At 58.5% G+C, this 22,686-nt stretch carries 21 protein-coding genes; 9 read left to right on the plus strand and 12 right to left on the minus strand.

What is annotated here, in order from left to right:
• Positions 1 to 16 precede the first annotated feature (16 nt).
• The 4 genes from ACJJU9_RS24105 to ppx all read left to right on the plus strand — a co-directional run bounded on the left by ACJJU9_RS24105 (position 17) and on the right by ppx (position 3,805).
• Positions 17 to 682: an amino acid ABC transporter permease gene (locus tag ACJJU9_RS24105; protein ID WP_048366893.1), complete on the plus strand. Its 666-nt coding sequence runs from the start codon at positions 17 to 19 to the stop codon at positions 680 to 682.
• Positions 679 to 1,329, plus strand: coding sequence for an amino acid ABC transporter permease (locus tag ACJJU9_RS24110; protein ID WP_173430624.1), 651 nt, complete (start codon positions 679 to 681; stop codon positions 1,327 to 1,329). Before ACJJU9_RS24105 ends, ACJJU9_RS24110 begins: the two co-directional genes overlap by 4 nt.
• Entirely contained in the window at positions 1,316 to 2,047 is a 732-nt protein-coding gene (locus ACJJU9_RS24115; protein WP_407729701.1) for an amino acid ABC transporter ATP-binding protein, read from the plus strand. Before ACJJU9_RS24110 ends, ACJJU9_RS24115 begins: the two co-directional genes overlap by 14 nt.
• A 255-nt stretch (positions 2,048 to 2,302) precedes the next feature.
• Positions 2,303 to 3,805 carry an exopolyphosphatase gene (ppx, locus tag ACJJU9_RS24120; RefSeq protein WP_048366896.1) on the plus strand — a complete coding sequence of 501 codons (1,503 nt, stop codon included), beginning with the start codon at positions 2,303 to 2,305 and terminating at the stop codon, positions 3,803 to 3,805.
• A gap of 144 nt (positions 3,806 to 3,949) precedes the next feature.
• On the opposite strand, the gene ppk1 is transcribed toward ppx, so the two are convergent.
• Positions 3,950 to 6,187, minus strand: coding sequence for a polyphosphate kinase 1 (ppk1, locus tag ACJJU9_RS24125; RefSeq protein ID WP_048366897.1), 2,238 nt, complete (start codon positions 6,185 to 6,187; stop codon positions 3,950 to 3,952).
• 452 nt (positions 6,188 to 6,639) lie between these two features.
• Here ppk1 and ACJJU9_RS24130 point away from each other — a divergent pair, with 452 nt between their 5' ends.
• Together ACJJU9_RS24130 and elbB are read left to right on the plus strand one after the other, a co-directional pair.
• Positions 6,640 to 7,257: a DedA family protein gene (locus ACJJU9_RS24130; protein ID WP_048366898.1), complete on the plus strand. Its 618-nt coding sequence runs from the start codon at positions 6,640 to 6,642 to the stop codon at positions 7,255 to 7,257.
• Between the two features lie 130 nt (positions 7,258 to 7,387).
• Positions 7,388 to 8,053 (plus strand): isoprenoid biosynthesis glyoxalase ElbB, encoded by a 666-nt coding sequence (elbB, locus tag ACJJU9_RS24135; protein WP_048366899.1) that lies wholly within the window; start codon positions 7,388 to 7,390, stop codon positions 8,051 to 8,053.
• Here elbB and ACJJU9_RS24140 read toward each other — a convergent pair whose 3' ends face one another.
• Together ACJJU9_RS24140 and ACJJU9_RS24145 are read right to left on the minus strand one after the other, a co-directional pair.
• Positions 8,054 to 8,506, minus strand: coding sequence for a YaiI/YqxD family protein (locus ACJJU9_RS24140; protein ID WP_048366900.1), 453 nt, complete (start codon positions 8,504 to 8,506; stop codon positions 8,054 to 8,056).
• Between the two features lie 71 nt (positions 8,507 to 8,577).
• Positions 8,578 to 9,717, minus strand: coding sequence for a hypothetical protein (locus tag ACJJU9_RS24145; RefSeq protein ID WP_278939343.1), 1,140 nt, complete (start codon positions 9,715 to 9,717; stop codon positions 8,578 to 8,580).
• 466 nt (positions 9,718 to 10,183) lie between these two features.
• On the opposite strand from ACJJU9_RS24145, the gene ACJJU9_RS24150 reads away from it, so the two are divergent.
• The gene (locus ACJJU9_RS24150) at positions 10,184 to 11,110 is read left to right on the plus strand and encodes a hypothetical protein (RefSeq protein WP_407729702.1); all 927 of its coding nucleotides are present in this window, start codon (positions 10,184 to 10,186) and stop codon (positions 11,108 to 11,110) included.
• A 32-nt stretch (positions 11,111 to 11,142) separates the two neighbouring features.
• Here the strand turns inward: ACJJU9_RS24150 and ACJJU9_RS24155 are convergent, their stop codons facing one another.
• The 4 genes from ACJJU9_RS24155 to abc-f all read right to left on the minus strand — a co-directional run bounded on the left by ACJJU9_RS24155 (position 11,143) and on the right by abc-f (position 16,382).
• Positions 11,143 to 13,050: an FTR1 family protein gene (locus ACJJU9_RS24155; RefSeq protein ID WP_407729703.1), complete on the minus strand. Its 1,908-nt coding sequence runs from the start codon at positions 13,048 to 13,050 to the stop codon at positions 11,143 to 11,145.
• A gap of 66 nt (positions 13,051 to 13,116) precedes the next feature.
• The gene (locus tag ACJJU9_RS24160) at positions 13,117 to 13,749 is read right to left on the minus strand and encodes a LysE family transporter (protein WP_048366902.1); all 633 of its coding nucleotides are present in this window, start codon (positions 13,747 to 13,749) and stop codon (positions 13,117 to 13,119) included.
• Positions 13,750 to 13,914: 165 nt separating this feature from the next.
• The gene (locus ACJJU9_RS24165; RefSeq protein WP_048390485.1) at positions 13,915 to 14,472 is read right to left on the minus strand and encodes a mechanosensitive ion channel family protein; all 558 of its coding nucleotides are present in this window, start codon (positions 14,470 to 14,472) and stop codon (positions 13,915 to 13,917) included.
• Positions 14,472 to 16,382, minus strand: a complete 1,911-nt coding sequence (gene abc-f, locus ACJJU9_RS24170; protein WP_407729704.1) for a ribosomal protection-like ABC-F family protein — start codon at positions 16,380 to 16,382, stop codon at positions 14,472 to 14,474. Before abc-f ends, ACJJU9_RS24165 begins: the two co-directional genes overlap by 1 nt.
• 50 nt (positions 16,383 to 16,432) lie before the next feature.
• Between abc-f and ACJJU9_RS24175 the strand changes: the two genes are divergently transcribed.
• Positions 16,433 to 16,897, plus strand: a complete 465-nt coding sequence (locus ACJJU9_RS24175) for a TIGR02444 family protein (RefSeq protein WP_407729705.1) — start codon at positions 16,433 to 16,435, stop codon at positions 16,895 to 16,897.
• Here the strand turns inward: ACJJU9_RS24175 and ACJJU9_RS24180 are convergent.
• On the minus strand, positions 16,894 to 17,907 hold the full coding sequence (locus ACJJU9_RS24180) for an AlgP family protein (RefSeq protein WP_407729706.1): 1,014 nt from the start codon (positions 17,905 to 17,907) through the stop codon (positions 16,894 to 16,896). The genes ACJJU9_RS24175 and ACJJU9_RS24180 overlap by 4 nt on opposite strands.
• 336 nt (positions 17,908 to 18,243) lie before the next feature.
• On the opposite strand from ACJJU9_RS24180, the gene ACJJU9_RS24185 reads away from it, so the two are divergent.
• On the plus strand, positions 18,244 to 18,819 hold the full coding sequence (locus ACJJU9_RS24185; RefSeq protein WP_407731030.1) for an FKBP-type peptidyl-prolyl cis-trans isomerase: 576 nt from the start codon (positions 18,244 to 18,246) through the stop codon (positions 18,817 to 18,819).
• 88 nt (positions 18,820 to 18,907) lie between these two features.
• Here ACJJU9_RS24185 and rsd read toward each other — a convergent pair whose 3' ends face one another.
• From rsd to ACJJU9_RS24205, 4 genes are all read right to left on the minus strand, one after another.
• Positions 18,908 to 19,378: a sigma D regulator gene (gene rsd / locus ACJJU9_RS24190; protein ID WP_407729707.1), complete on the minus strand. Its 471-nt coding sequence runs from the start codon at positions 19,376 to 19,378 to the stop codon at positions 18,908 to 18,910.
• 177 nt (positions 19,379 to 19,555) lie between these two features.
• Positions 19,556 to 20,095, minus strand: coding sequence for a disulfide bond formation protein B (locus ACJJU9_RS24195; protein WP_048390495.1), 540 nt, complete (start codon positions 20,093 to 20,095; stop codon positions 19,556 to 19,558).
• 226 nt (positions 20,096 to 20,321) lie between these two features.
• A complete protein-coding gene (locus tag ACJJU9_RS24200) occupies positions 20,322 to 21,548 on the minus strand; it encodes a heme biosynthesis protein HemY (protein WP_048366910.1) in 1,227 nt (408 codons plus the stop codon).
• A complete protein-coding gene (locus ACJJU9_RS24205; RefSeq protein WP_407729708.1) occupies positions 21,545 to 22,672 on the minus strand; it encodes a uroporphyrinogen-III C-methyltransferase in 1,128 nt (375 codons plus the stop codon). Before ACJJU9_RS24205 ends, ACJJU9_RS24200 begins: the two co-directional genes overlap by 4 nt.
• Between the last annotated feature and the right edge of the window lie 14 nt (positions 22,673 to 22,686).

A 22,686-nucleotide genomic window follows, 5' to 3' on the forward strand; every position in this document is an offset into this window, starting at 1 on the left:
CCGCAACGAGGTCATCATGGCTTATCAGTTCGACTTTTTACCGGTCCTGCAAAACACTGACCTGTTGCTGCGCGGCGCCTTGTTCACCCTGGAACTGACCGCCATCGGCACGCTGTTTGGCGTCAGCCTGGGGATTGTCGGGGCGGTGGTCCGGGCCTGGAACATCCGCCCTTTCGCCGCCCTGTTTGGTCTGTACGTTGAAGTGATTCGCAACACACCGTTTTTGGTGCAGTTGTTTTTTATCTTCTTCGGCTTACCGGGCCTTGGCGTGCACATCAGCGAATGGCAAGCCTCGGCACTGGCCATGGTGATTAACCTCGGTGCTTACTCCACCGAGATTATTCGCGCCGGCATTCAGGCCATCCCCAAAGGCCAACTGGAAGCCGCCGCGGCGCTGGCTATGTCGCGCTTTGAGGCGTTTCGCTATGTGGTCTTGCAGCCCGCGCTGGCCAAAGTGTGGCCGGCACTGAGCAGCCAAATCATCATCGTGATGCTCGGCTCGGCGGTGTGTTCGCAAATTGCCACCGAAGAGCTGAGCTTTTTCGCCAACTTCATTCAGTCGCGCAACTTCCGGGCCTTTGAAACCTACGCCCTGACCACCCTGATCTACTTGTGCATGGCGCTGTTGATTCGCCAGTTACTGAATGCCTTCGGCCGCCGCTACCTGAGCAGGAGTCGCTGATGGACTTTACCTTCTGGGACATCGTGCGCAATTTGCTGGCGGGCCTGCAATGGACCGTCGCGCTGTCCGTCGTGGCCTTTATCGGTGGCGGCCTGATCGGCCTGCTGGTGCTGCTGATGCGCATCTCCAGGAGCCGCTTCGCCCGCACGCTGGCACGCGGCTATATAGAGCTGTTTCAGGGCACGCCTTTGTTGATGCAACTGTTTCTGATCTTTTTTGGCATCGCCTTGCTCGGCATCGACATTTCGCCGTGGATGGCCGCCGCCCTGGCGCTGACGCTGTTTACCAGCGCTTACCTGGCAGAGATCTGGCGCGGCAGCGTCGAATCCATCGCCAATGGCCAGTGGGAAGCCTCGGCCAGCCTGGCGCTAAGCCCGCTGGAACAACTGCGTTACGTGATTTTGCCGCAAGCCTTACGGGTGGCCATCGCGCCCACTGTAGGGTTTTCGGTGCAGGTGATTAAAGGCACCGCCGTCACCTCGATCATTGGTTTCACCGAGCTGACCAAGACCGGCAGCATGCTGGCCAACGCCACTTTTGAGCCTTTTATGGTCTACGGCTTGGTGGCGCTCGGTTACTTCCTCTTGTGCTACCCCTTGTCGCTCAGTGCGCGCTATCTGGAAAGGAGACTGCATGCCTCTGCTTAGAGTTACCGCCCTGCATAAATACTACGGCGACCATCACGTGCTTAAAGGCATCGACCTGAGCGTTGAACAAGGCCAGGTGGTCGCGATCATTGGCCGCAGCGGCTCGGGCAAAAGTACGCTGCTGAGAACCTTGAACGGCCTGGAGTCGATCAACGACGGGGTCATTGAAGTCGATGACGAATACATGGACGCCGCCCGCGCTGACTTGCGCAGCCTGCGCCAGAAAGTCGGCATGGTGTTTCAGCAGTTCAATTTGTTCCCGCACTTGAGCGTCGGCGAAAACGTCATGCTGGCCCCGCAAGTGGTGCAAAAAGTGCCCAAGGCCAAGGCCGCGCAACTGGCCCGCGAGATGCTGGAGCGTGTGGGCCTGGGCGACAAGTTCGATGCCTTCCCCGAACGCCTGTCGGGCGGGCAGCAACAGCGCGTGGCCATTGCCCGGGCGCTGGCCATGTCGCCCAAAGTGCTGCTGTGTGACGAAATCACCTCGGCGCTCGACCCCGAACTGGTCAACGAGGTGCTCAACGTGGTGCGCCAATTGGCCCGCGAAGGCATGACGCTGATTATGGTGACCCACGAAATGCGCTTCGCTCGCGAAGTCGGCGACAAACTGGTGTTTATGCACCAGGGCAAGGTGCATGAGGTGGGCGACCCCAAAATGCTGTTCGCCAACCCGAAAACCCCTGAGCTGGCGAATTTTATCGGTTCGGTTGAGGTTTAAACCCTGTAGGAGCGAGCTTGTCTCGCGATCTTTTCAACCCGTAAAAGATCGCGAGGCAAGCTCGCTCCTACCGTTAGCGGGGGGCTTTTACAGGGGATGTGTGACAAAAATTAGATCGTTTAAAAAATACGAGTTGTCAGGAACAAGCTAACGTCATCTCTTACGTGCTCCATATCAATGCATCGCACATCACGCGTTGGCGCGAGCGTTTGATCGTGGCACGATGGCGAAGTTATCGACCGAGACTCCTCAAACATGCCCCAATCCAAAAGCAAGAATCCGTCCCTGATCGCCGCTATAGACTTGGGTTCTAACAGCTTTCACATGGTGGTGGCCAAGGCTCAGAACGGCGAAATCCGCATTCTTGAACGTCTTGGCGATAAGGTGCAGCTGGCTGCCGGTATCGACGAAGAACGCCACCTCAACGAAGAGTCCATGCAGCGTGGCCTCGATTGCTTGAAGCGTTTTGCGCAATTGATCAAAGGCATGCCCTTGGGCGCCGTGCGCATCGTGGGCACCAACGCCTTGCGAGAAGCCCGCAACCGCAATGAATTTATCGTGCGCGCAGAACAAATCCTGGGCCACACCGTAGAAGTCATTTCTGGACGTGAAGAAGCGCGCCTGATTTATCTGGGCGTTTCGCACACCCTCGCCGACACACCGGGCAAGCGCCTGGTGGCCGACATCGGCGGTGGCAGTACCGAATTCATCATCGGCCAACGTTTTGAGCCCCTGCTGCGTGAAAGCCTGCAGATGGGCTGCGTGAGCTTTACCCAGCGTTATTTCCGCGACGGCAAGATCACTCCGGCACGTTATGCCCAGGCATACACCGCGGCGCGCCTTGAGCTCATGAGCATTGAGCACGCGCTGCACCGCCTGACGTGGGATGAAGCCATCGGCTCCTCCGGCACCATCCGCGCCATTGGCCTTGCCCTCAAAGCCGGCGGCCACGGTGCAGGCGAAGTGAATGCCGAGGGCCTGGCCTGGCTCAAGCGCAAGCTGTTCAAGCTGGGTGAAGTGGACAAAATCGACTTCGAAGGCATCAAGCCAGACCGTCGGGCGATTTTCCCGGCCGGGCTGGCGATTCTTGAGGCGATTTTTGACGCCCTTGAATTGCAACGCATGGACCACTGCGACGGCGCCCTGCGTGAAGGCGTGCTCTACGACCTGTTAGGTCGTCATCACCACGAAGACGTGCGCGAGCGCACCCTGAGTTCGCTGATGGAGCGCTACCACGTTGATCTGGAACAAGCCGCACGGGTTGAACGTAAAGCCCTGCGCGCGTTTGACCAGGTGGCCAAGTCATGGGAACTCGAAGACGGGGTCTGGCGCGAGCTGCTGAGCTGGGCGGCCAAGGTCCATGAAGTCGGCCTGGACATTGCCCACTACCACTACCACAAGCACGGTGCTTACCTGATCGAGCACTCCGACCTTGCCGGTTTCTCACGTGAAGACCAGCAAATGCTCGCGCTGCTGGTGCGCGGTCATCGCCGTAACATTCCAAAAGACAAGTTCGCCGAGTTTGGCGCCGAAGGCATCAAACTGATTCGCCTGTGCGTGCTGCTGCGTTTTGCGATTTTGTTCTACCACATCCGTGGCAACCAGGAAGCGTCGCAAGTGAAGCTGCGCGCCGATGGCGATCACCTGGAAGTGATCTTCGCTGAAGGCTGGCTGGAACAGAACCCGCTGACCAAGGCCGACTTCGAACAAGAAGCCCAATGGCTAACGCGCGTCGGGATAGTGCTGACTATTTCGTAAGGGCCTTTGCAAAAACCTGTAGTCGCTGACGAGGAACGAGGCTGCGATTCGGGCCGCAGGACCTCTATGCGGGGTCGCTGCGCAACCCATCGCAGCCTCATTCTTCGTCAGCGACTACAAGTGGGTGAAAGCGAGCTCGCTCACTTACACCGACGGGCCGGTGCTGACGGTCAGTACCGGCAGGCTCAGGCGCTCCAGCAGGGTCGCTTGGGCGCTGCGCGGGTTCTGGTTGCCGGTCGGCGTGTTGCGCACGTAACGGCCGTCAGACTGCAGGCTCCAGCTGTGGGTGTTGTCCGTCAGGTAGCATTCCAGCTCCTTCTTGACCCGCAGAATCAGCTTTTTGCCCTCTACCGGGAAGCACGTCTCGACACGTTTATCGAGGTTGCGCTCCATCCAGTCAGCACTCGACAGGAACATCTGCTCTTCGCCGCCATTGAGGAAGTAGAACACCCGTGTGTGTTCCAGGAAGCGGCCAATGATCGAGCGCACGTGAATGTTGTGCGAGACGCCCGGAATGCCCGGACGCAAGCAGCACATGCCACGCACCACCAGATCAATGCGCACGCCGGACTGGCTGGCCTTGTACAGCGCGCGGATGATTTTCGGGTCGGTCAGCGAGTTGAACTTGGCGATGATGTGCGCAGGCTTGCCCTCTAACGCAAACTGCGTTTCGCGGGCAATCATGTCGAGCATGCCTTTTTTCAGGGTAAACGGCGCATGCAGGAGCTTTTTCATGCGCAGGGTCTTACCCATGCCGATGAGTTGGCTGAACAACTTGCCGACGTCTTCGCACAGCGCATCATCCGATGTCAGCAAGCTGTAGTCGGTGTACAGGCGCGCGTTACCGGCGTGGTAGTTGCCCGTACCCAAGTGCGCGTAACGCACGATCTCGCCCGCTTCACGGCGCAGAATCAGCATCATCTTGGCGTGGGTCTTGAAGCCCACCACCCCGTAGATCACCACTGCACCGGCGGCTTGCAGACGGCTGGCCAGTTGCAGGTTGGACTCTTCGTCAAACCGCGCCCGCAATTCGATCACCGCGGTCACTTCTTTACCGTTACGCGCGGCATCCACCAGCGCATCGACGATTTCAGAGTTGGCACCGCTGCGGTACAGGGTCTGGCGCACAGCCAGTACGTGCGGGTCTTTGGCCGCCTGACGCAGCAAATCGACCACCGGGGTGAAGGACTCAAACGGGTGCAGCAGCAAGATGTCCTGCTTGCTGACCACGCTGAAAATGTTCTCGCTGTTCTGCAACAACTTCGGAATCGCCGGGGTGAACGGCGTGTATTGCAGCTCCGGATGGCTGTCCAGGCCGGTGATGCTGAACAGCCGCGTGAGGTTCACCGGGCCGTTGACCTGGTACAGCTCGGTCTCTTGCAGGTTGAACTGCTTGAGCAGGTAATCCGACAGGTGTTTCGGGCAGGTATCGGCCACTTCCAGACGCACCGCATCGCCGTAGCGACGCGAGAACAGCTCGCCGCGCAGGGCACGGGCCAAGTCTTCTACATCTTCGGTGTCCACAGCCAGGTCGGCGTTACGGGTCAGACGGAACTGGTAGCACCCCTTCACCTTCATGCCCTGGAACAGGTCATCGGCGTGGGCGTGAATCATCGACGACAGGAACACGTAGTTGTCGCCTGGGCCACCGACCTCTTCAGGCACTTTGATCACACGTGGCAACAAGCGCGGCGCCGGGATGATCGCCAGGCCGGAATCGCGGCCAAAGGCGTCGATGCCTTCAAGCTCAACGATAAAGTTGAGGCTCTTGTTCACCAGCAGCGGGAACGGGTGCGTCGGGTCGAGACCGATCGGGGTAATGATCGGCGCGATTTCGTCGCGGAAGAACTTGCGCACCCAGACTTTGATCTTGGTGTTCCAGTAACGGCGACGAATAAAGCGCACCTGATGCTTTTCAAGCTCAGGCAGCAGAATGTCGTTGAGGATCGCGTATTGGCGATCAACGTGGCCGTGTACCAGCTCGCTGATCCGGGCCAGCGCCTGGTGCGGCTGCAAGCCATCGGCGCCCGCTTGTTCGCGGGCGAAGGTAATTTGTTTCTTCAGGCCGGCCACACGAATTTCGAAGAATTCGTCCAGGTTGCTGGAGAAAATCAACAGGAACTTCAACCGCTCAAGCAGCGGGTAGGACTCATCCAGCGCCTGCTCAAGCACCCGGATGTTGAATTGCAACTGCGAGAGTTCACGGTGGATATACAGGCTGCTGTCATCCAGACCCGGAATGGCAATGGCTGGTTGCGCCGCCGCTGGCGCTTCAGGCGCAGCAGGTGCGTGAGCTTCCGGCACGGGCGGTGTCTCAGTGGCCTGCTCCACAATGGGCTCAGCCTCAGTAGCAACGAGTTCTGTCTGTCCTTCGGTATTCATTGAATGTTCCTGTAAGAGCGGGTTTGACTCTCGTGACCGTTTAGCGGCGCGTGCAATCAAGCTGCCAGAATGCCACCAACGCCAATGGGTTTAAACCGCTCATAGGCGCTTTATGCGGGCTGGAGCCGATTAGAGGGCTTTTTGTCAATTTTGTTCTGCAACTGCCGTACAAGTAGTCGCTGCCGCAGGCTGCGATAAGGACCGCAGGGCCTTGGCTTTTAAAACAGGGCTGCTGCGCAACCCATCGCAGCCTGCGGCAGCGGCTACAGATTTTTAAATGCGTCGCGCGCGACCGTTATAGCAACGTGTCATGAATCCTAGATGACAACCCTTATGATGTAGGTCAAATACTTACGATTTGTAGGAATTGTTCATGAGAAGACACAGTTCGATACTTTCCTGAACGTCCCTTAAGGCGTAGGCTGCGCGTTCATTTCTCCAGCATCCAGACAATGCTCCAACAATTTCTTCAAGAATTCGGTTACTTCGCCCTGTTTCTAGGGACGTTCTTTGAAGGTGAGACCATCCTGGTTCTCGCAGGCTTCTTGGCGTTCCGCGGATACATGGACCTTAAACTGGTCATGATCGTGGCGTTCCTCGGCAGTTATGCCGGCGACCAGCTGTGGTACTTCCTGGGGCGCAAACACGGCCGCAAATTGTTGGCGCGCAAACCGCGCTGGCAACTCATGGGCGACAAGGCGCTGGAGCATATCCGCAAGCACCCGGACATCTGGGTCTTGAGCTTCCGTTTTGTGTACGGTCTGCGCACCGTCATGCCCGTGGCCATTGGCCTTTCAGGCTACCCACCGGGCCGCTACCTGCTGCTCAACGGGATTGGTGCCGCCATTTGGGCCGTTGCCCTGGCCACCGCCGCCTACCACTTTGGCGCCGTGCTGGAAGGCCTGCTGGGCAGCGTCAAAAAGTACGAGCTGTGGGTACTGGGCGCCTTGCTGGTGCTGGGCGGCTGCCTGTGGCTGCGCCGGCGCTTCAAAAACGCACGCCTGGCCAAACAGACCGCGCTGGAAGAAAAAAACAAAGCCGCTGAAGTTAACACCCCACCAGCGGAATGAGCCGGTGTGTGCGCTCGCACACACCCTCTCCCTGGGCGCTGCACCGCAGCGCCTGCGTGATCGCGGAACCTCCCACTGGCATCAGTTGCCAAATAAAGAGACAGTAACGCCACGAACAAGGAGACCCACCATGACCACCAAAAATATTGCCGTTGTTCTTTCCGGCTGTGGCGTCTATGACGGCACCGAAATCCACGAAAGCGTGATCACCCTGCTGCGCCTCAGTCAGCGTGGCGCCCACGTGCAATGCTTCGCGCCGAACATTGCGCAACTGCACGTCATCAACCACCTGACCGGCGAAGAAATGCCCGAGTCGCGCAATGTGCTGGTCGAGTCGGCGCGTATCGCCCGTGGCGAGATCAAGGACATTCGTGAAGCCAAGGTGGACGACTTTGACGCACTGATCGTACCCGGCGGGTTTGGCGCCGCCAAAAACCTTTCTAGCTTCGCCACTGAAGGCGCTGCCTGCAGCGTTCAACCCGATGTTCTGGCCCTGGCTGAAGCCTTTGCCGAGGCGGGCAAGCCGATCGGTTTGATGTGCATCTCACCGGCCATTGCCGCCAAAATCTACGGCCCTGGCGTGATCTGTACCATCGGCAAAGACGCAGACACCGCCGCTGCGGTAGAAAAAATGGGCGGCACTCACCAGGAATGTGAAGTCTCGGACATCGTCGAAGACAAAGCCCGCAAACTGGTCAGCACCCCGGCCTACATGCTGGCCCAGTCCATCAGCGAAGCGGCTTCTGGCATCAACAAAATGGTCGACCGCGTCCTGGAGCTGACCCAGCACGCGTAATCAGCCCCGCGCGAGCCGGGTCAGAATCCGGTCCAGTGCATTGGCGAACGCCTGCTTGTCGCGTTCGCCATAAGCACCCTGTCCGCCACCGACCTGGCCTTGCTCACGCAAATCGGTAAACAGATTGCGCACCGCCAGCCGCTCGCCCATGTTCTGCGCGTCAAACTCTTTACCGCGCGGGTCCAGCGCTGCCACGCCCTTCTTCACCAGCCGGTCGGCCAGCGGCACATCGCTGCAAATCACCAACTCGCCGGGCACGGCATGCTCGACCAAATAGTCATCCGCCGCATCCGGGCCACTGGGCACCACAATCAGCTTCACCAACGTATACGTCGGCTTGACCTGACTCTGCCCGGCCACCAGCACCACCTCAAACTGACGCTTGAGCGCGAATTTTATGACCTGATCCTTCGCAGCCTTGGGGCAAGCGTCTGCGTCGATCCAGACACGCATGGGGGTAGCTCCACATTAAGTAATAAGGTGAAGGCTAGCATTTTCCGACCACCCCCTAGCAGCCCATAGACTTAGCCATTGATTTTGTATCCGCCCCCTTCTGCACCTTCATGCAACGCCGACTGAATACGTTCATACAGCGCATTGGCTTCTGACGTGGTGATGGAACGCGAACAATCGCGAAGCACCACCCTCAGCAAAACGTTTTCCTGACCCGGCAAAAGGCCCAGCCGCTCAATCGCCTGCACGGGCAGATCCGCCATGGCCCATCGGCCTTTAATGTGCATTTCTTCAATCCAGGCCGCGTTATCCCCGGCTGCCAGCAACATCTTTTCGGTCAGCACCTCTTCACTCAAGCCCGGTGTCACGGCCAGCGAAATATCCCGTGAGATGGAAGGCAAACGCGAAACCGCCTTCCAGGGGAGCAGATCATGCAGTTGCGCCTGAACGCGCTCATTGGGGTCACGCAGCAGACGAATATCCGGGATACCTTTGCGCAGCATGGTCAGGCGATCCAGACCCATGCCCAACGCCAGTCCACCATGCTTGGCAGGGTCCACACCCAGTCTTTGCAACAGTGAGCGGGCAATACAGCCACACTCAAGCACTTCAATGGGCTGCTTATCCAGGAGCAGGTTTACTTCAATGCCACCCTCTGTGTAGTGATGCGGGCTGCTCTGATAAATCCACGACATGCCGGGCACTGAACATTCAAGGATATCTGCGACCAGCCTGAGCAAATGCTCACGCGTTGAAAGTTGCGGATCGCCCAAGACCCAAATATCCATCTGATGAGGTTCTGCGCAATGCCACCTGTCGCGGCTGTCACGTCTGAAGGTGATCCCGGGCGCCGCCAATAAAATAAGCTCCCCGGCTTTACGATTCTGCGCCGCCTGCTGCAATGCCTTTGGAATCTGACTGGTGGTTTGAGTGCGCAGGAGCGAATGCTCATCCACCCAACGCGTGTGTTCACTGCCCAAGGTGACTTCAGCAGGATCATAGCCAAGCAATCCATAGTTTTCTTGCGCAGACACTATTCGGGGCCCTCTTAAAACCTGTGCATCAGGCCAGCCTCGCGCTTTCAACCCTTCAAGCACTTCATCTAATAAAAGGCCAATAGCATGAGCAGGGTGCTTCAACTCTGTGAGGTCATTAAGTTCAAGAGCCTCATTGACCAAGCGGGCACACAAATAAGCTTTAGATGAATGCATAACCATCCCTCATTCGAGCCACGGTAAATTCCCGTGAATACTTTATAAGGGTCCGAATCTAGATCAAATACGCACCTTCTCACAACGAAAATTAATAAAAATACCTGAACAACATCTAACATCAGACATGGACTACATACGCTTCCTACACAAATAACCGAATAAACCACAAGTGGAATTCCAAACACCGAAACGATATAACCAGACAAAAATAGAACTACCCTTTTTAAAAATATCGCCCTATAACTTATCTACCTCCTGAAAAACAGGAGCCCTATCAATAAGGATAATAAAGATGACTGACCTGACTGTTCCAAAACCAAAATTCAACCGCATGACTTCTGGTCCGGATAATTTTGGCTGGGCACCCCTTGTATGGGCTTACCAGCCTGACTAATCACCGATAAACCAATGCCTATGTGAGTGCCTGTAACCCCATCAGCGGGCACTCACTTTTTCAGAGGATATGCGTGTGCCCACAAAAATTGCACCTCTAGACTTTAAGGACTCTTGGGTTATTTCTGACAACGACGATTTTCTTCGAGAGTGCACTGCTGTTGGCTTTAACACACAATCACTCAGCCAAATCGAGCACCTCCCGGCTTGCAGTGTTGTGTTCTCATTTTGTAATGATGCAGCGCGCAAAACATTCGACATAGCGAAGCATGCCTCAAGCAAACAAAGTGTTTTTTGCGCAACACATGTTTTTGAACCCTCAGTCAAAAGTGCACTGTACGGTTTATCGCTCATCATAAAGAGCGATTTTTATGCTGCGCTCCGCAAGCAAAAACTCATTTTGGCATTGCTGGATGCTCACACACAGTTCGACGTAAAGGGCCAGCACGCAGACGCCAGCGTCATCATTTTAGAAGACGCCACGCCCTACGCCATGATCGAAGAAGATATCAGCAGCAATTTCATTTATTCAGCCGCTGAGTTTTTCGAAGTTCATTACGCTCATATGAATGCACAAACTGCCTGTCCTTTTCAGTTTAGCGGCTACTTAACCATCTTTGGCATTCTTACTGTTCTTAGAAAGCACACGCCCTTACCCGACAACGAACTAAAGCTGGCACTGGAGCAATTAACCTCGGCCGTGGCACAACATACGGCACTCTTGATTGTCGAACACAATACAATTACTTCATTTAAAGTTAATAATATTGAGCACATCACTTTGCTTGAGCGTGCGGCAGGCTCTAGAGGGTTGAAACTCACAGAATTTGCAGTCGGGGTTAATGATGCCATCGCCCCGTTTATTGATTACTCCGTTAATTCCCAAATGAACGAGGGGATTAGCGGAATACATGTTGCTCTGGGCGATGGATCGTCGGGCTATCACATTGATTTTTTATGCCCGGGTGCGGTGTTCAGCCCTGCGCCACCCCTGTAGCCGCTGCCTGCGGCTACAGGGGGGAACGGAGATTAAGAAGCCTGTTCCCGACGCTTTTCAGCCAGTCTGCTGCGGGTGTAGAGCACGATGATCGCCAGGATGGCGATGGCTTGTGCGCTGAGCGAGTAGGCGTCTGCGTGGATGCCGAGCCAGTCGAACTCGAAGAACGGCACAGGTCGTGTGCCAAAGATTCCGGCTTCCTGCAGGGCTTTGACGCCATGGCCGGCGAAGACGACGGACAAGGCGCACAACAACGCGGCGTTGATGCCGAAGAATACGCCCAGTGGCAATTTGGCTGAGCCGCGCAGGATGATCCACGCCAGGCCGATCAGCAGCACCAGCGCCGTGGCGCCGCCTGCCAGTACGGCGTCATGCCCGGCCGGGCCCGCTTGCAGCCACAGGGTTTCGTAGAACAGGATCACTTCGAACAGTTCGCGGTACACCGAGAAGAACGCCAGCACCGCAAAGCCAAACCGCCCGCCGCCGCTGACCAGGCTGCTTTTGATGTAGTCCTGCCAGGCATCGGCATGGCGGCGGTCGTGCATCCACACGCCCAGCCACAGCACCATGACGCTGGCAAACAACGCGGTGCAGCCTTCGAGCAGTTCGCGCTGGGCGCCGCTGACGTCAATCACGTAGGCGGCCAGCGCCCAGGTGGCCAAGCCCGCGACCAAAGCCAGGCCCCAGCCGATGTTGACGCTGCGTACCGCCGATTGCTGGCCGGTGTTGCGCAAGAAGGCGAGGATCGCCGCCAGCACCAGAATCGCTTCCAGGCCTTCACGCAGCAGAATCAACAAACCCGAAATGTAGCTCAGGGACCAGCTCAAGCCATCGCTGCCCAGCAGCCCGGCCGACTCTTTGAGCAAGGCTTTGGCCGCGTCCAGACGCTGCTCGACCTGTTCGATGGGCAAGCCGTCCTGCAGCGATTGCCGATACGCCATCAGGGCTTTTTCGGTGGTTTTACGCACGCTGCTGTCGACGTTGTCCAGCGAGCTTTCTACCAGCTCAAAGCCTTCCAGGTAGGCCGCTACAGACAGGTCGTAGGCTTGCTCACGATCCCCCTCGCGATAGGCCGCCAGGCTTTTGTCCAGGGTTTGGCTGGTGTAGTCGAGCAACTGCGCCGGGCCGCGCTTGACCTGCGGCGGCTGTGCCCGCTGTGCGCGGAACGTCGCGGCGGCTTGCGGGCCTTCTGCGGCCAGCACTTCGCCGGGGGTCTGACGGGCCAATTCAGCGAGGTCGTAGGTTTTGTCTGCTTTAGCCGCCGCTGGGTCTGCACTCAGGCCCGCCACATAGGTGGCCAGGTCCCAGCGCTGACGGTCGTCCAGTTGGTCGGCAAAAGCAGGCATGTCGGTGCCTTCAACGCCCAGCGCCAGGGTGTTGAAAATCGCGTAGAGGCTCAGGCGGTCAAGACGCGCAGCATCGCGCAGGTTGGCCGGTGGCGGGGTCATGCCCATGCTGGCCGGGCCGTCCCCGGCGCCGGTGGCACCATGGCACACCGAGCAATGCAGGGCGTACAGCGGCTCACCGCGTGCAGGATCCGGGGTAATCACCGGCGCTTGGCTGACTTCGTAAGCGACGGCCAGCTTGGCTCCCAACTGGCGCGCCTCACGGGCGACCTTGGCGCCGTCTTCGCGCTGTTCAATGGCCGATTGCAGGGCCTCAACACCTTGTGCCAGCTCCGCACGCTCAGGGCGCTCAGGGCGCTCAGGCAAGTCGGCAATCAGACCCTTGAGGACGGTGAGGAATTCTAACTGTTCGTGATACTCGGTTTCGTCGATGACTTTGCCGTCTTCGACCGTAGGCGGATAGTCCGCACCGATGTAGTCAATAAGGTGCAACGCTTGGGAAGCACCTTCTGGGGAATTGGCTGAAACAGCGAGGCTGCACAACGCGAGCACTGGCACCATCAGCCAGGCCAAACAGCGCGATCGGGCGGTCATTGAAAGATCCGGGTGGAAATGAGAAGTAACACATTGTTCACTTCCAATGACCGCGACTCAAGATTTTTAGGTGGTGGCGCGGTGCAACGTCGCCAGAAACCCTGCGGCACCCACGAACAAACCGGCAAAGGTGCGGTTCAGGCGGCGCTGCTGTTTGGGCGTGCGCAGCAGGCGCAAGACCTTGGATGCCAAGCCGGTGTAACCGGCCATGACGATCAAATCGACAGCAATCATGGTCACGCCCAAGGTCAGGTACTGGCTCACCAAGGGTTCGTTCGGGTTCACAAACTGCGGCAGCACCGCGAGCATGAACACCAGCGCTTTGGGGTTGCTGACATTCACCAGAAAGCCACGAAACACCAGCGCCAGTGGTTTGCCGATGGGGCGGATGGCCGAGTCGTCGCTGAGGTCGGACGGCAAGGCACGCCATTGTTTTACGGCGAGGTAAACGAGGTAGGCCACGCCAAACCATTTGATCGCGTAGAAGGCGGTGGACGATGCGGCGAGGATGGCACCGACACCGGCGGCGACAATGAAGATTTGCAGGGCCAGACCCAATTGCAGGCCCAGCGCATTCCAATAGCCGCGCCAGAAGCCGTATTGCAGGCCGCACGACATCGACGCAATGGCGCCTGCGCCAGGCGACAGGCTGATGACCCAGCAAGCAGCGAAAAAGGCCAACCACGTTTCCAGCGACATCGCACACCTCGGACAAAAACTGTAACAAGGCCTTAAGCTAATGCGCGGGCTGAAAATTAACCAGATGTTTTTGCGGATAGTGCGTGTAGGAGCGAGCTTGTCTCGCGATCTTTTTTAAGATCAAAAGATCGCGAGGCAAGCTCGCTCCTACAGAGGGAAGGGTGTTTACAGATCGCCTTCGCGCCAGCGGCGCACGGAGCGCTGGAAAAACAGGCTGTTGGGGACTTGCACCATGCTGCTGCCACTGCCGGCTTCGGCAGGCTCAACCAGGGTGGTGTACAGCAGGTTGATGGCCACGACACGACCTTTGACCCCCGGCTTGTCGAGGGTGTCGAGCAACTCCACCACGTCGCCAATGCGAAACGGCCCCACGGTGAAGATCAACACCGCGCACAGCAGGTTGGACAGCACGCTCCACATGGCGAAGAAGGCAATCGCCGCCACCGCCACAAAGCCTGACAGCGCCGTCCACAACACCGTGGCCGAAACGCCCAGGCGTTCGAGAACGAAGATCACCGCGCTGCCCATGATGAACCAGCGCAACCCGCCTCGCAGCGGCAACAGCAACTGCGACGGCAAAGGGTAACGCTCGCCCAGACGGGTCAGAAAACGCGCAACTACGCGTTGCAGGAAGTACCCCGCCAGCAGGATCAGCAAGATCTGCACGCCGATCCATAGGGGCGCGATCAACTCGGCCGGTACGGGTAAGTTGAGCGACTCCATCAGGACAGGGCTTCCAGTTCGGCTTGCAAGGTCTCAAGCACTTCCAGGGCTTCCATCCAGCGTTCTTCGAGCTGGCCTTCAAGCACCTTGAGCTTGGCCTGATCGACCAGCAACTCACGCAGTTCGTCTTTGCGCGCCGCCTCGTAGACGCCGCTGTCACCGAGGCTGGTCTCGATCCGGGCGAGCTTTTCAGTGACTTTGCCCAACTCGCTTTCGAGCTTGTCGGCTTCACGCTTGTGCGGTGCCAGTTGCTGACGCAACGCAGCCGCCGCCTGACGTTGAGCCTTTTTATCGGTCTTGTCCGGGTTGATTACGGTGTTGCTCACCGGCGCATTGCGCAGGCGGTAATCAGCCAGCCAGCGGGCGTAGTCGTCGAGGTCGCCGTCGAACTCCTGGACTTTGCCATCGGCCACCAGCAAGAACTCGTCGGTGGTGCTTTTGAGCAAGTGACGATCGTGAGACACCACCAGCACCGCACCACTGAACTCTTGCAAGGCCATGGTCAGTGCCAGGCGCATTTCCAGGTCAAGGTGGTTGGTCGGTTCGTCGAGCAGCAACAGATTCGGGCGTTCCCACGCGATCAACGCGAGGGCCAGACGGGCTTTTTCACCGCCCGAAAAGTTCAGCACCGGCTCGTCGATGCGCGCCCCGCGGAAGTCGAACCCGCCGAGGAAGTCACGCAACACTTGCTCACGCTCGGTCGGCGCCAGACGCTGCAAGTGCAGCAACGGGCTGGCCTTGGAGTCCAGTGAGTCGAGTTGATGCTGGGCAAAGTAACCGACCGACAGGTTTTCGCCACGGGCCAGACGCCCCGCCAGCGGAACCAGCTCACCCGCCAGGTTTTTGATCAGGGTCGACTTACCGGCACCGTTCGGGCCGAGCAGGCCGATGCGGGCACCCGGCACCAGTTGCAGCTTGACCTTCTCAAGGATGGTTTTGTCGCCATACCCCAAACGCGCGTCCGACAAGTCGAGCAACGGGCTGGAGAGTTTGACCGCTTCACGGAACACGAAGTTGAACGGTGAGTCGACGTGGGCCGCGCTCAGTTCTTCCATGCGTTCAAGGGCCTTGATCCGGCTCTGCGCCTGACGGGCCTTGGTGGCCTGGGCCTTGAAGCGGGCGATGTAGCTTTCCATGTGCGCACGTTGCGCCTGCTGCTTCTCGTAGGCCTGTTGTTGCTGGGCCAGACGCTCGGCGCGGGCACGTTCAAAGGCGCTGTAACCCCCGCGATAGAGGGTGATTTTGCGCTGTTCGACGTGAGCGATGTTATCGACCACGGCGTCGAGGAAGTCCCGGTCGTGGGAGATCAACAACATAGTGCCGGGGTAGCTTTTGAGGAAGTCTTCGAGCCACAGAATGGCGTCGAGGTCCAAGTGGTTGGTCGGTTCGTCGAGCAACAACAGATCGGACGGGCACATCAGGGCCTGGGCCAGGTTAAGGCGCATCCGCCAGCCGCCGGAGAAGTCGGCGACCGGGCGGTCCATTTGTTCGTTGGTAAACCCCAGCCCGGCGAGCATTTTGCGCGCCCTGGCATCAGCGGTGTAACCGTCGGCGCTGTCCAGTTCGGCATGCCAGCGCGCCTGCGCGGCACCGTCCTGAGCGGCCTCAGCCTGGGAAAGATTGGCTTGAACCTCGCGCAAGCGCTGGTCGCCATCGAGCACGTAGTCGATCGCAATGCGATCGAGAGTGTCGATTTCTTGCCGCATGTGGGCAATCCGCCAGTCGGCCGGTAGCAGACAATCCCCGGAATCAGGCGTCAACTCACCCAGCAGCAAGGCGAACAAAGTGGATTTACCGGCGCCATTGGCGCCGACCAAACCGGCTTTGTGGCCGGCGTGCAGGGTCAGCTCGGCGTCTTCTAGCAGACGCTGAGGGCCACGCTGTAAAGTCAGGTTCTGAAGTCGGATCATAATGGCCGCGGAGTCTACCAGCTTCCCTCTCAACTGGCGCGAATTGCACTATGCAGACCGATCTGTGGAATTACTGTTTGAAGGTCTATGCCCTGCCCGGCATTGAACACGCCTGTTTAAGCCTGCAACGTCAGGGCCTGGATGTGTGCCTGCTGCTGTGCGCAGCCTGGCTGGAACACCGGCGTATCGCCTGTGATGAGGCGCGTTTTGAGTGCTTGCGGGCCTGCGCCGAGCCTTGGCAACGCGACGTCGTGCAGCCCTTGCGCCAATTACGCACGCAATGGCGCGAAGCGGCCACGCACGATGACGAACTGTCTGCGTTACGCGGGCTGATCAAAGGCCTGGAGCTGGAGGCAGAACGGACGTTATTGCGACGTCTGGAGACGGCAACCTTGGGCTGGTTGCCTGCGCAATCGCAAGACAACTGCGACTGGCTGCAAAGACTGGTCAGCGGGGTTGAACACCCTGATCACGGCGCGCTGCAAACGCTGCGCGCCGCAATCAACCACGCTTAAGAAGCGCTGGTAGGGGTTGTCGCCGGCGTTGCGGGTGTCGCCGCAGCGGGTGCAGCAGCCGGTGTTGGCGCTGCGGTTGCGGTGGCTGCGGTGGTTGCAGGCGCAGTCGCAGGTTTTGCCGCAGGCTTGGCGGCTGGCTTGGCGGCAGCTGGCTTTCTCACGGCTGGCTTGGCAGCGGGTTTGGCCGCAGGTTTAACCGCTGGCTTGGCAGGTGCCTTGGCCGCTGTGGAAGCCGGTTTGGCCGCTGCAGGTTTAGCCGCTGGTTTAGCAGCAGCAGGTTTTGCTGCGGGCTTGGCCGCCGGGGTTCTGGCCGCTGGTTTGGCGGCTGCGGATGCAGGGGCTTTGGCAGCAGCAGGTTTAGCGGCGGCTGGCTTGGCGGCAGGTTTTGCAGCAGCGGTACGGGTTGTCGCCGGCTTGGCGGCTGGCGCTTTAGCAGCGGCCGGTTTGGCGGCAGGGGCTTTGGCAGCAGGTTTTGCCGAAGCGGTTTTAGCCGCAGGCTTGGCCGCTGCTGGCGCTTTGGCCGGTGCTTTAGCAGCAGGTTTAGCAGGCGCCTTGGCGGCAACCGGTGCTTTGGCCGCAGGCTTTTTAGCGTTGGCAGCAGGTTTGGCGGTGCGAGCCGTCAGGGCCTTGCCAACGGCCTCTTTAACCCGGCCAATGCCTTGGGCCAACTTGAGGCTTTCTTGAGCATCACGCTTGAGTTGCTGGATATAAGCGCGCGTTTCGGTTTGACGGTCTTTGAGCGAGTCCAGCAGTTGCTCAAGTTCTTTCACGGAAGACTTGGCTTTGGCTTGTGCCTTGGACTTGCCAGCGTGAGCGGCTTCTTGCAGTTTTTCACGCGCCTTGTGCAGTTTTTCCTGAGCTTTGCCACGTTGTTTTTCAAGCTTGGCGAGCAACTTCTCAGCATCAGCCAGCGCTTGGGAACAGGCGCTTTCCAAATGCTCAAGCAGGCTGCCTGAGAGTTGTTGGAGCAAGTGCAACGGCGTATTAACAGTCTTCTTGTTGGCCGACATGGTTTACCTCCTGGCTGAAGTGAGTGCGGCTCATACTAGACCTCTGTAAGAACCGCCGCTAGATCATGTTGACACTAACCATAGCAGCGGGTTGCATAGCGCCGGAAAACTTGTGCCAGATCACTTTTTAGCGGCCTGTTCAGATAAATTTATTGGCCACTTCTGCGTTTATTTAAGCCCTCGATATTTCCCCCAAACAATCGTGCTCGCACAGGCATAATCGCTCGCACTGAAGACCGGAGACTGCCCATGTCGCGTGCCCTTTTATTGACCCTCTTGTGCGTTGCCTGTTCGGCCCATGCGGCCCCGGCGCAAAGCCCGCAAGCCGCGCACGACCTGGCCTACAGCTTGGGTGCGAGCCTTGGCGAGCGTTTGCGCGAAGACGTGCCGCAGCTACAGATCCAGGCCTTGATCGACGGTTTGCGCAGCGCTTATGAAGGCAAGCCGCTAGCGCTGAGTGATGAACGAATCGAGCAAATATTGACGGCGCACCAGGCGCAAATCGATGCCGAGCCCGCGCAACCGCAGAGCGAAGTTGCACTGAATGCCGAGCGTGATTTTTTATTAAAAGAAAAACAAAAAGCAGGCGTCCGCGAGTTGGGTAACGGCATTTTGGCGACTGAACTCAAGGCAGGCACCGGGGCAAAACCTGATGCTCAGAGTTCGGTGTACGTGAACTATGTGGGGCGTTTGCCGGACGGTACGGTTTTCGATCAGAGCACGCAGCCACAATGGTTGCGCCTGGACAGCGTGATCAATGGGTGGCGCTTGGCGCTGGCGCAGATGCCAACCGGTTCGACATGGCGGCTGGTGATACCGTCCAATCAGGCGTACGGGGCTGAAGGCGCAGGGGATTTGATCGCGCCTTACACGCCGCTGGTGTTTGAAATCGAGTTGCTGAAGGTGCAGTAAGACGAATTTCTGTAGGAGCGAGCTTGCCTCGCGATCTTTTAAAAGATCAAAAGATCGCGAGGCAAGCTCGCTCCTACCGAATGGGGTATCAAGCCTGGGCGGCTTCTTTCTGTTTGTGCGCGCTGTGCAGCACTTCGATCAAGCAGTCTTCAAGCTCAAAACGCTCGTCGAGCAAGGCGCCGAGTGTTTTGAATTCGCGGGCGAGTTTTTTACAATGCGGGCGATGCGCCTTGCCGACGCAGTGGTCGTTAAAGGCCAAAGCGGCTTCGGTAATGACGTTGATTCGGGGGTAGATGGTCTCAGCCAAGGCGAGCCCGCGCTCATCATTGAACGCTTTCGCCTCGGCGTTGAGCTGCTCATAAATTTCGAAGTGGCCCGCAGAAACGTAATCAACCAGCACTTGGCAGAAGACTTTTTGAGGCCCGCGCTTGGGGTTGCGCTGCTGATCAATGACAGCCGCATAAGCGCTCACAAGCCTGCTGCGCTCTTGCAACCAGCGGTCTACCAACTGGTGAACACCATTGAAGCGTTCCTGAGCACTCTTACATCTTTCGAGCATGATGATCTCTCTTCCCTAGTGGGCCCATGCCACCCGACCGAGCCGGGCCTGTGTGGACCAAAACCTGTGCAGATACACCGGCAATGGGCGACATAACTCCAACAATGCGTGCGGGCCAGATTATGCCCGCCAAGCAACTGCTTCAAGGTACGCACGAGAGAAAGTTCATACAAGCGTTTAATACGAAGTGCTACTTCTGGTCGCAGGACGGGGCTTTTTAACCGGTAAAAAATAGCGCACCCACTGGAACAAACTCAGCGCCGCCAAACCTGCAAACGCCAGCATGCTCAGCTCGGGGATGCTCAGGTCAAAGAGTGTCCACTGGATGTGCGCGCAGGCTTCGGTCCCGCGGTAGACCGACGTAAACAGATCGCCCAGTGACAGGTTGTTCCACAGTTGCGCCAAATCGGGCTGACAAATCATCAACTGCTGGGCCGGCAAACGCTGATAAAGCACTTGGCAGGTGGCACTGGCCAACCCCGCCAGAGCCAGCAGCATGGACACCATTGAGTAAACCAGTACGCCGATGGCACGCGGCGCATGGACAAAGGCGATCAGGTTGACCGCACCAAAAGCCAGTAACAGATAGCGTTGCACCAGGCAGAGCAAACAGGGGCTCAGCCCGGGCCCGTACTCCAGATACAAAGAGGCGCCCAGCACCGCAGCACTGGCAACCAACGCCAAAAGGAATATGAAACGTGAGCAGGCCAACAACATGGCTTTTCCGTAACAAAATAGACAGGCGGGTACGGTAGAGGAAAGCCAATAGCCCTTTCAAGGCCAGCCAATACGGATACTTCCGTAAGCTTGTAGGGAATCACCAACAACTGCTGAAAGGCTTTAGTGCAGATAGCGTACGAAATTTCTTGTCGCGCCTAAAAAGCGGTTCCCCCCTGTGATAACGGCCGATGACAGTTTCCACAGGGGGTGTTTACAAAACGCTCTATTGCGGTAAAGGCAGCGCCAGCAAACGTTCATCCAGCAAGTTCAGGCCTTCCTGAAACAACTGATTGCTGCGCGCCGTGTCACCCAATTGGGCAAGGAGCCGTGCAAGCTCTGCGCAAGTTTCTGGGTTGCGCTCAAGCTTGAGACTGCTTTCGAAGTAGTCCCGCGCCTTGCCCCACAGGCTGTTCTGCAAGCACAGGCGGCCCAGGGTCAGCAGCAAGCTGGCATCCGCCGGGTGCGCCTTGAGCCACCCTTCTGCGGTCTGCAATTGCTTGACCGGGTCGCTGCCCCGCAGCAAGCCATACAGGCGCACCAAGTGGCTGTCGTACGTGCGCTTGAGCGCACCGCGCACCACTTCTTCGGCCTCTGACTGTGCCCCCAGGCGGCGCAATTGCTCGGCATAAGCCAGTACCAGGGTGGGCTCCTGACGCTGTGCCGAGGTCAGTTGCTGCCAGGCCAGGGTCAACGACTGCAGCCCCGCCTCGCCCCCCGTGTCGCGTTGCGCCGCCAGGCCAAGGTTTTGCCCCCAGGCGCGGCGTTCAAGTTCAGCCAGTTCCTGGGCAGGCAAGACTTTGTCTTTACGCAACTCAGGCAGCAGGCGGATCAGGGCCGACCAGTCGCCGCGCTGCTGGTGCAGACGCTGAAGCTGGCGCAGCACCTGCACGTTATGCGGATGGCGTTCGTGCATAGCTTGCAAGGTGTTGAGGGCGCCTTCGGTATCGGCGCGATCAACTTGCAATTGCGCATGGTTGAGGGCAATCGCCAGTTCGGCCTGGGGCTGACGTTCAAGGGCGCGCTCAAGCAGGCTGTCGCTCTCTTCGTAACGGCCCAGCTCGTTGGCCGCACGCGCGGCACCGAGGTAGAACAGCAGCGGTTGGCGCTCGGCTTCTGCAGCGCGGGTCAGGTGTTTTTGCGCGCTGGCCCAGCGGCCCTCGGCCAAGTCCATCTGGCCTTGTTCAATCGCCAGTTGAATGCGACGGCTGCGGTTACGCCGTGACCACGGGTTGACCAGGCCAGTCGAGACGCTGAACAGCTCAACCAACAGCTTGATGCCCCAGATCACCAGCCACAGGATCACCAGCACGGCCAGTGAGGCCCACAGGCTGGATTCGTAGCGGAAGTTTTTGTAAGCCACCAGCACGTAGCCTGCGTCCTCGGAGATTGCCAGGCCGACGCACGCAGCGGCCGCAATCAACAAGAACACAATCACATACAGACGCTTCATGGGCGGGCCTCCTCGGCCGGTTTGGCAGCCGCACGACCCGGTTCGTCAGCCTCAACATGCCGACGCTCAAGGTAGGCCTGCATCGCACTCAGGGTGCCCGCCAGGTCCGGCGTCTTGACCGTGACCGGCTGCTTGCTCAGCTCAACCACTTGCTCCAGCATTTTTTGGCTTTGCGCGTTGTCCTGGTTGAAGTTGCCTTTGAGCACCTCTTGCGCCTGCGCCAAGGCCTGGGTGTAGACCGAGGCCTGACCGTTAAGCGCAGCCCACTGCGCTTGCTCCAGCGCCAGGCTCAAGGCCAGACGGACTTGGGTCAGGCTTTGCCCTGCCAGCAACGGACGCACGTTTTTGTCGGCATTGAAGTCGATACGGATGTAATGGGAGATTTCATCCCACCATTGCTCCCAACGGCTTGTGCCGTCGCCATCGGCGGTCAGGCCCAGCAGTGAATCACCCGAGTCCTTGAACTCGGGCGCCAGCGCGGTGAGTTGTGACACTTGATCACGCAAGGCTGCCAACTGCAGGAACACACCCGTGCGGTCTGGCTGTTCGACGCTGCGCAAGGCAGCGAGGCTCTTGGCCAGTTGCTCGCGGGCAGCGAACGAACCCGGATCATTCTGCTCGCGCAAAATGTCATCGGCGCCCTGCACCAGCGCCTGGGCGCTGCTGATGTCTTGCAGCGCTGACAAGCGCAGGCTGGCCAGACGCAACAAGTGCTCGGCCTCGGCCAGGCGCCAGTCTTTGCGGCTAGCCCCCAGCACGGTCTCAAGGCGTTGATTCAAGCGTTGCTGATCGCCTTGCAGTTGCACCACCAACTGACGCTGGTTATCCAGGTCGTTGGCCGAAGGCAACTGGTTGAGCCGCGTCAGCAGTTGTTGCTCGCTCTGTTTGATCGACAGTGTTTGTGCGCCCAGCGCCTGCACCTCTGCCAATTGCTCGGCAGTGCTGGCTTCCAGATGGCGCATCTGCCACACCGCCCAACCGCCGACCGCGATGCCGGCAGCGCCGAGCAACAGTGCGAAGGCGGCCAGACCATTGCCCCGACGCTCGGGCTTGATGACAGGTTTTTCAACCGGCGCTTCTGGCGCGGGCTGCACGTGTTCTTTTGGCAAGACTGTTTCGCTCACGTATCCATCCTTTG

The organism is Pseudomonas helleri, from assembly GCF_045830615.1.
Taxonomy (GTDB): domain Bacteria; phylum Pseudomonadota; class Gammaproteobacteria; order Pseudomonadales; family Pseudomonadaceae; genus Aquipseudomonas; species Aquipseudomonas helleri.

Bases quoted from the DNA above. Each gene is read 5' to 3' on its own strand.
- ACJJU9_RS24180 (WP_407729706.1), bottom strand. From the start codon at position 17,907: ATGTCGGCCAACAAGAAGACTGTTAATACGCCGTTGCACTTGCTCCAA.
- ACJJU9_RS24150 (WP_407729702.1), top strand. From the start codon at position 10,184: ATGCGTGTGCCCACAAAAATTGCACCTCTAGACTTTAAGGACTCTTGG.
- ACJJU9_RS24115 (WP_407729701.1), top strand. From the start codon at position 1,316: ATGCCTCTGCTTAGAGTTACCGCCCTGCATAAATACTACGGCGACCAT.
- ACJJU9_RS24165 (WP_048390485.1), bottom strand. From the start codon at position 14,472: ATGGAGTCGCTCAACTTACCCGTACCGGCCGAGTTGATCGCGCCCCTA.
- ACJJU9_RS24155 (WP_407729703.1), bottom strand. From the start codon at position 13,050: ATGACCGCCCGATCGCGCTGTTTGGCCTGGCTGATGGTGCCAGTGCTC.
- rsd (WP_407729707.1), bottom strand. From the start codon at position 19,378: ATGCTCGAAAGATGTAAGAGTGCTCAGGAACGCTTCAATGGTGTTCAC.
- ACJJU9_RS24145 (WP_278939343.1), bottom strand. From the start codon at position 9,717: ATGCATTCATCTAAAGCTTATTTGTGTGCCCGCTTGGTCAATGAGGCT.
- ACJJU9_RS24140 (WP_048366900.1), bottom strand. From the start codon at position 8,506: ATGCGTGTCTGGATCGACGCAGACGCTTGCCCCAAGGCTGCGAAGGAT.
- elbB (WP_048366899.1), top strand. From the start codon at position 7,388: ATGACCACCAAAAATATTGCCGTTGTTCTTTCCGGCTGTGGCGTCTAT.
- ACJJU9_RS24130 (WP_048366898.1), top strand. From the start codon at position 6,640: ATGCTCCAACAATTTCTTCAAGAATTCGGTTACTTCGCCCTGTTTCTA.
- ACJJU9_RS24105 (WP_048366893.1), top strand. From the start codon at position 17: ATGGCTTATCAGTTCGACTTTTTACCGGTCCTGCAAAACACTGACCTG.
- ppk1 (WP_048366897.1), bottom strand. From the start codon at position 6,187: ATGAATACCGAAGGACAGACAGAACTCGTTGCTACTGAGGCTGAGCCC.
- ACJJU9_RS24200 (WP_048366910.1), bottom strand. From the start codon at position 21,548: ATGAAGCGTCTGTATGTGATTGTGTTCTTGTTGATTGCGGCCGCTGCG.
- abc-f (WP_407729704.1), bottom strand. From the start codon at position 16,382: ATGATCCGACTTCAGAACCTGACTTTACAGCGTGGCCCTCAGCGTCTG.
- ppx (WP_048366896.1), top strand. From the start codon at position 2,303: ATGCCCCAATCCAAAAGCAAGAATCCGTCCCTGATCGCCGCTATAGAC.
- ACJJU9_RS24175 (WP_407729705.1), top strand. From the start codon at position 16,433: ATGCAGACCGATCTGTGGAATTACTGTTTGAAGGTCTATGCCCTGCCC.
- ACJJU9_RS24195 (WP_048390495.1), bottom strand. From the start codon at position 20,095: ATGTTGTTGGCCTGCTCACGTTTCATATTCCTTTTGGCGTTGGTTGCC.
- ACJJU9_RS24160 (WP_048366902.1), bottom strand. From the start codon at position 13,749: ATGTCGCTGGAAACGTGGTTGGCCTTTTTCGCTGCTTGCTGGGTCATC.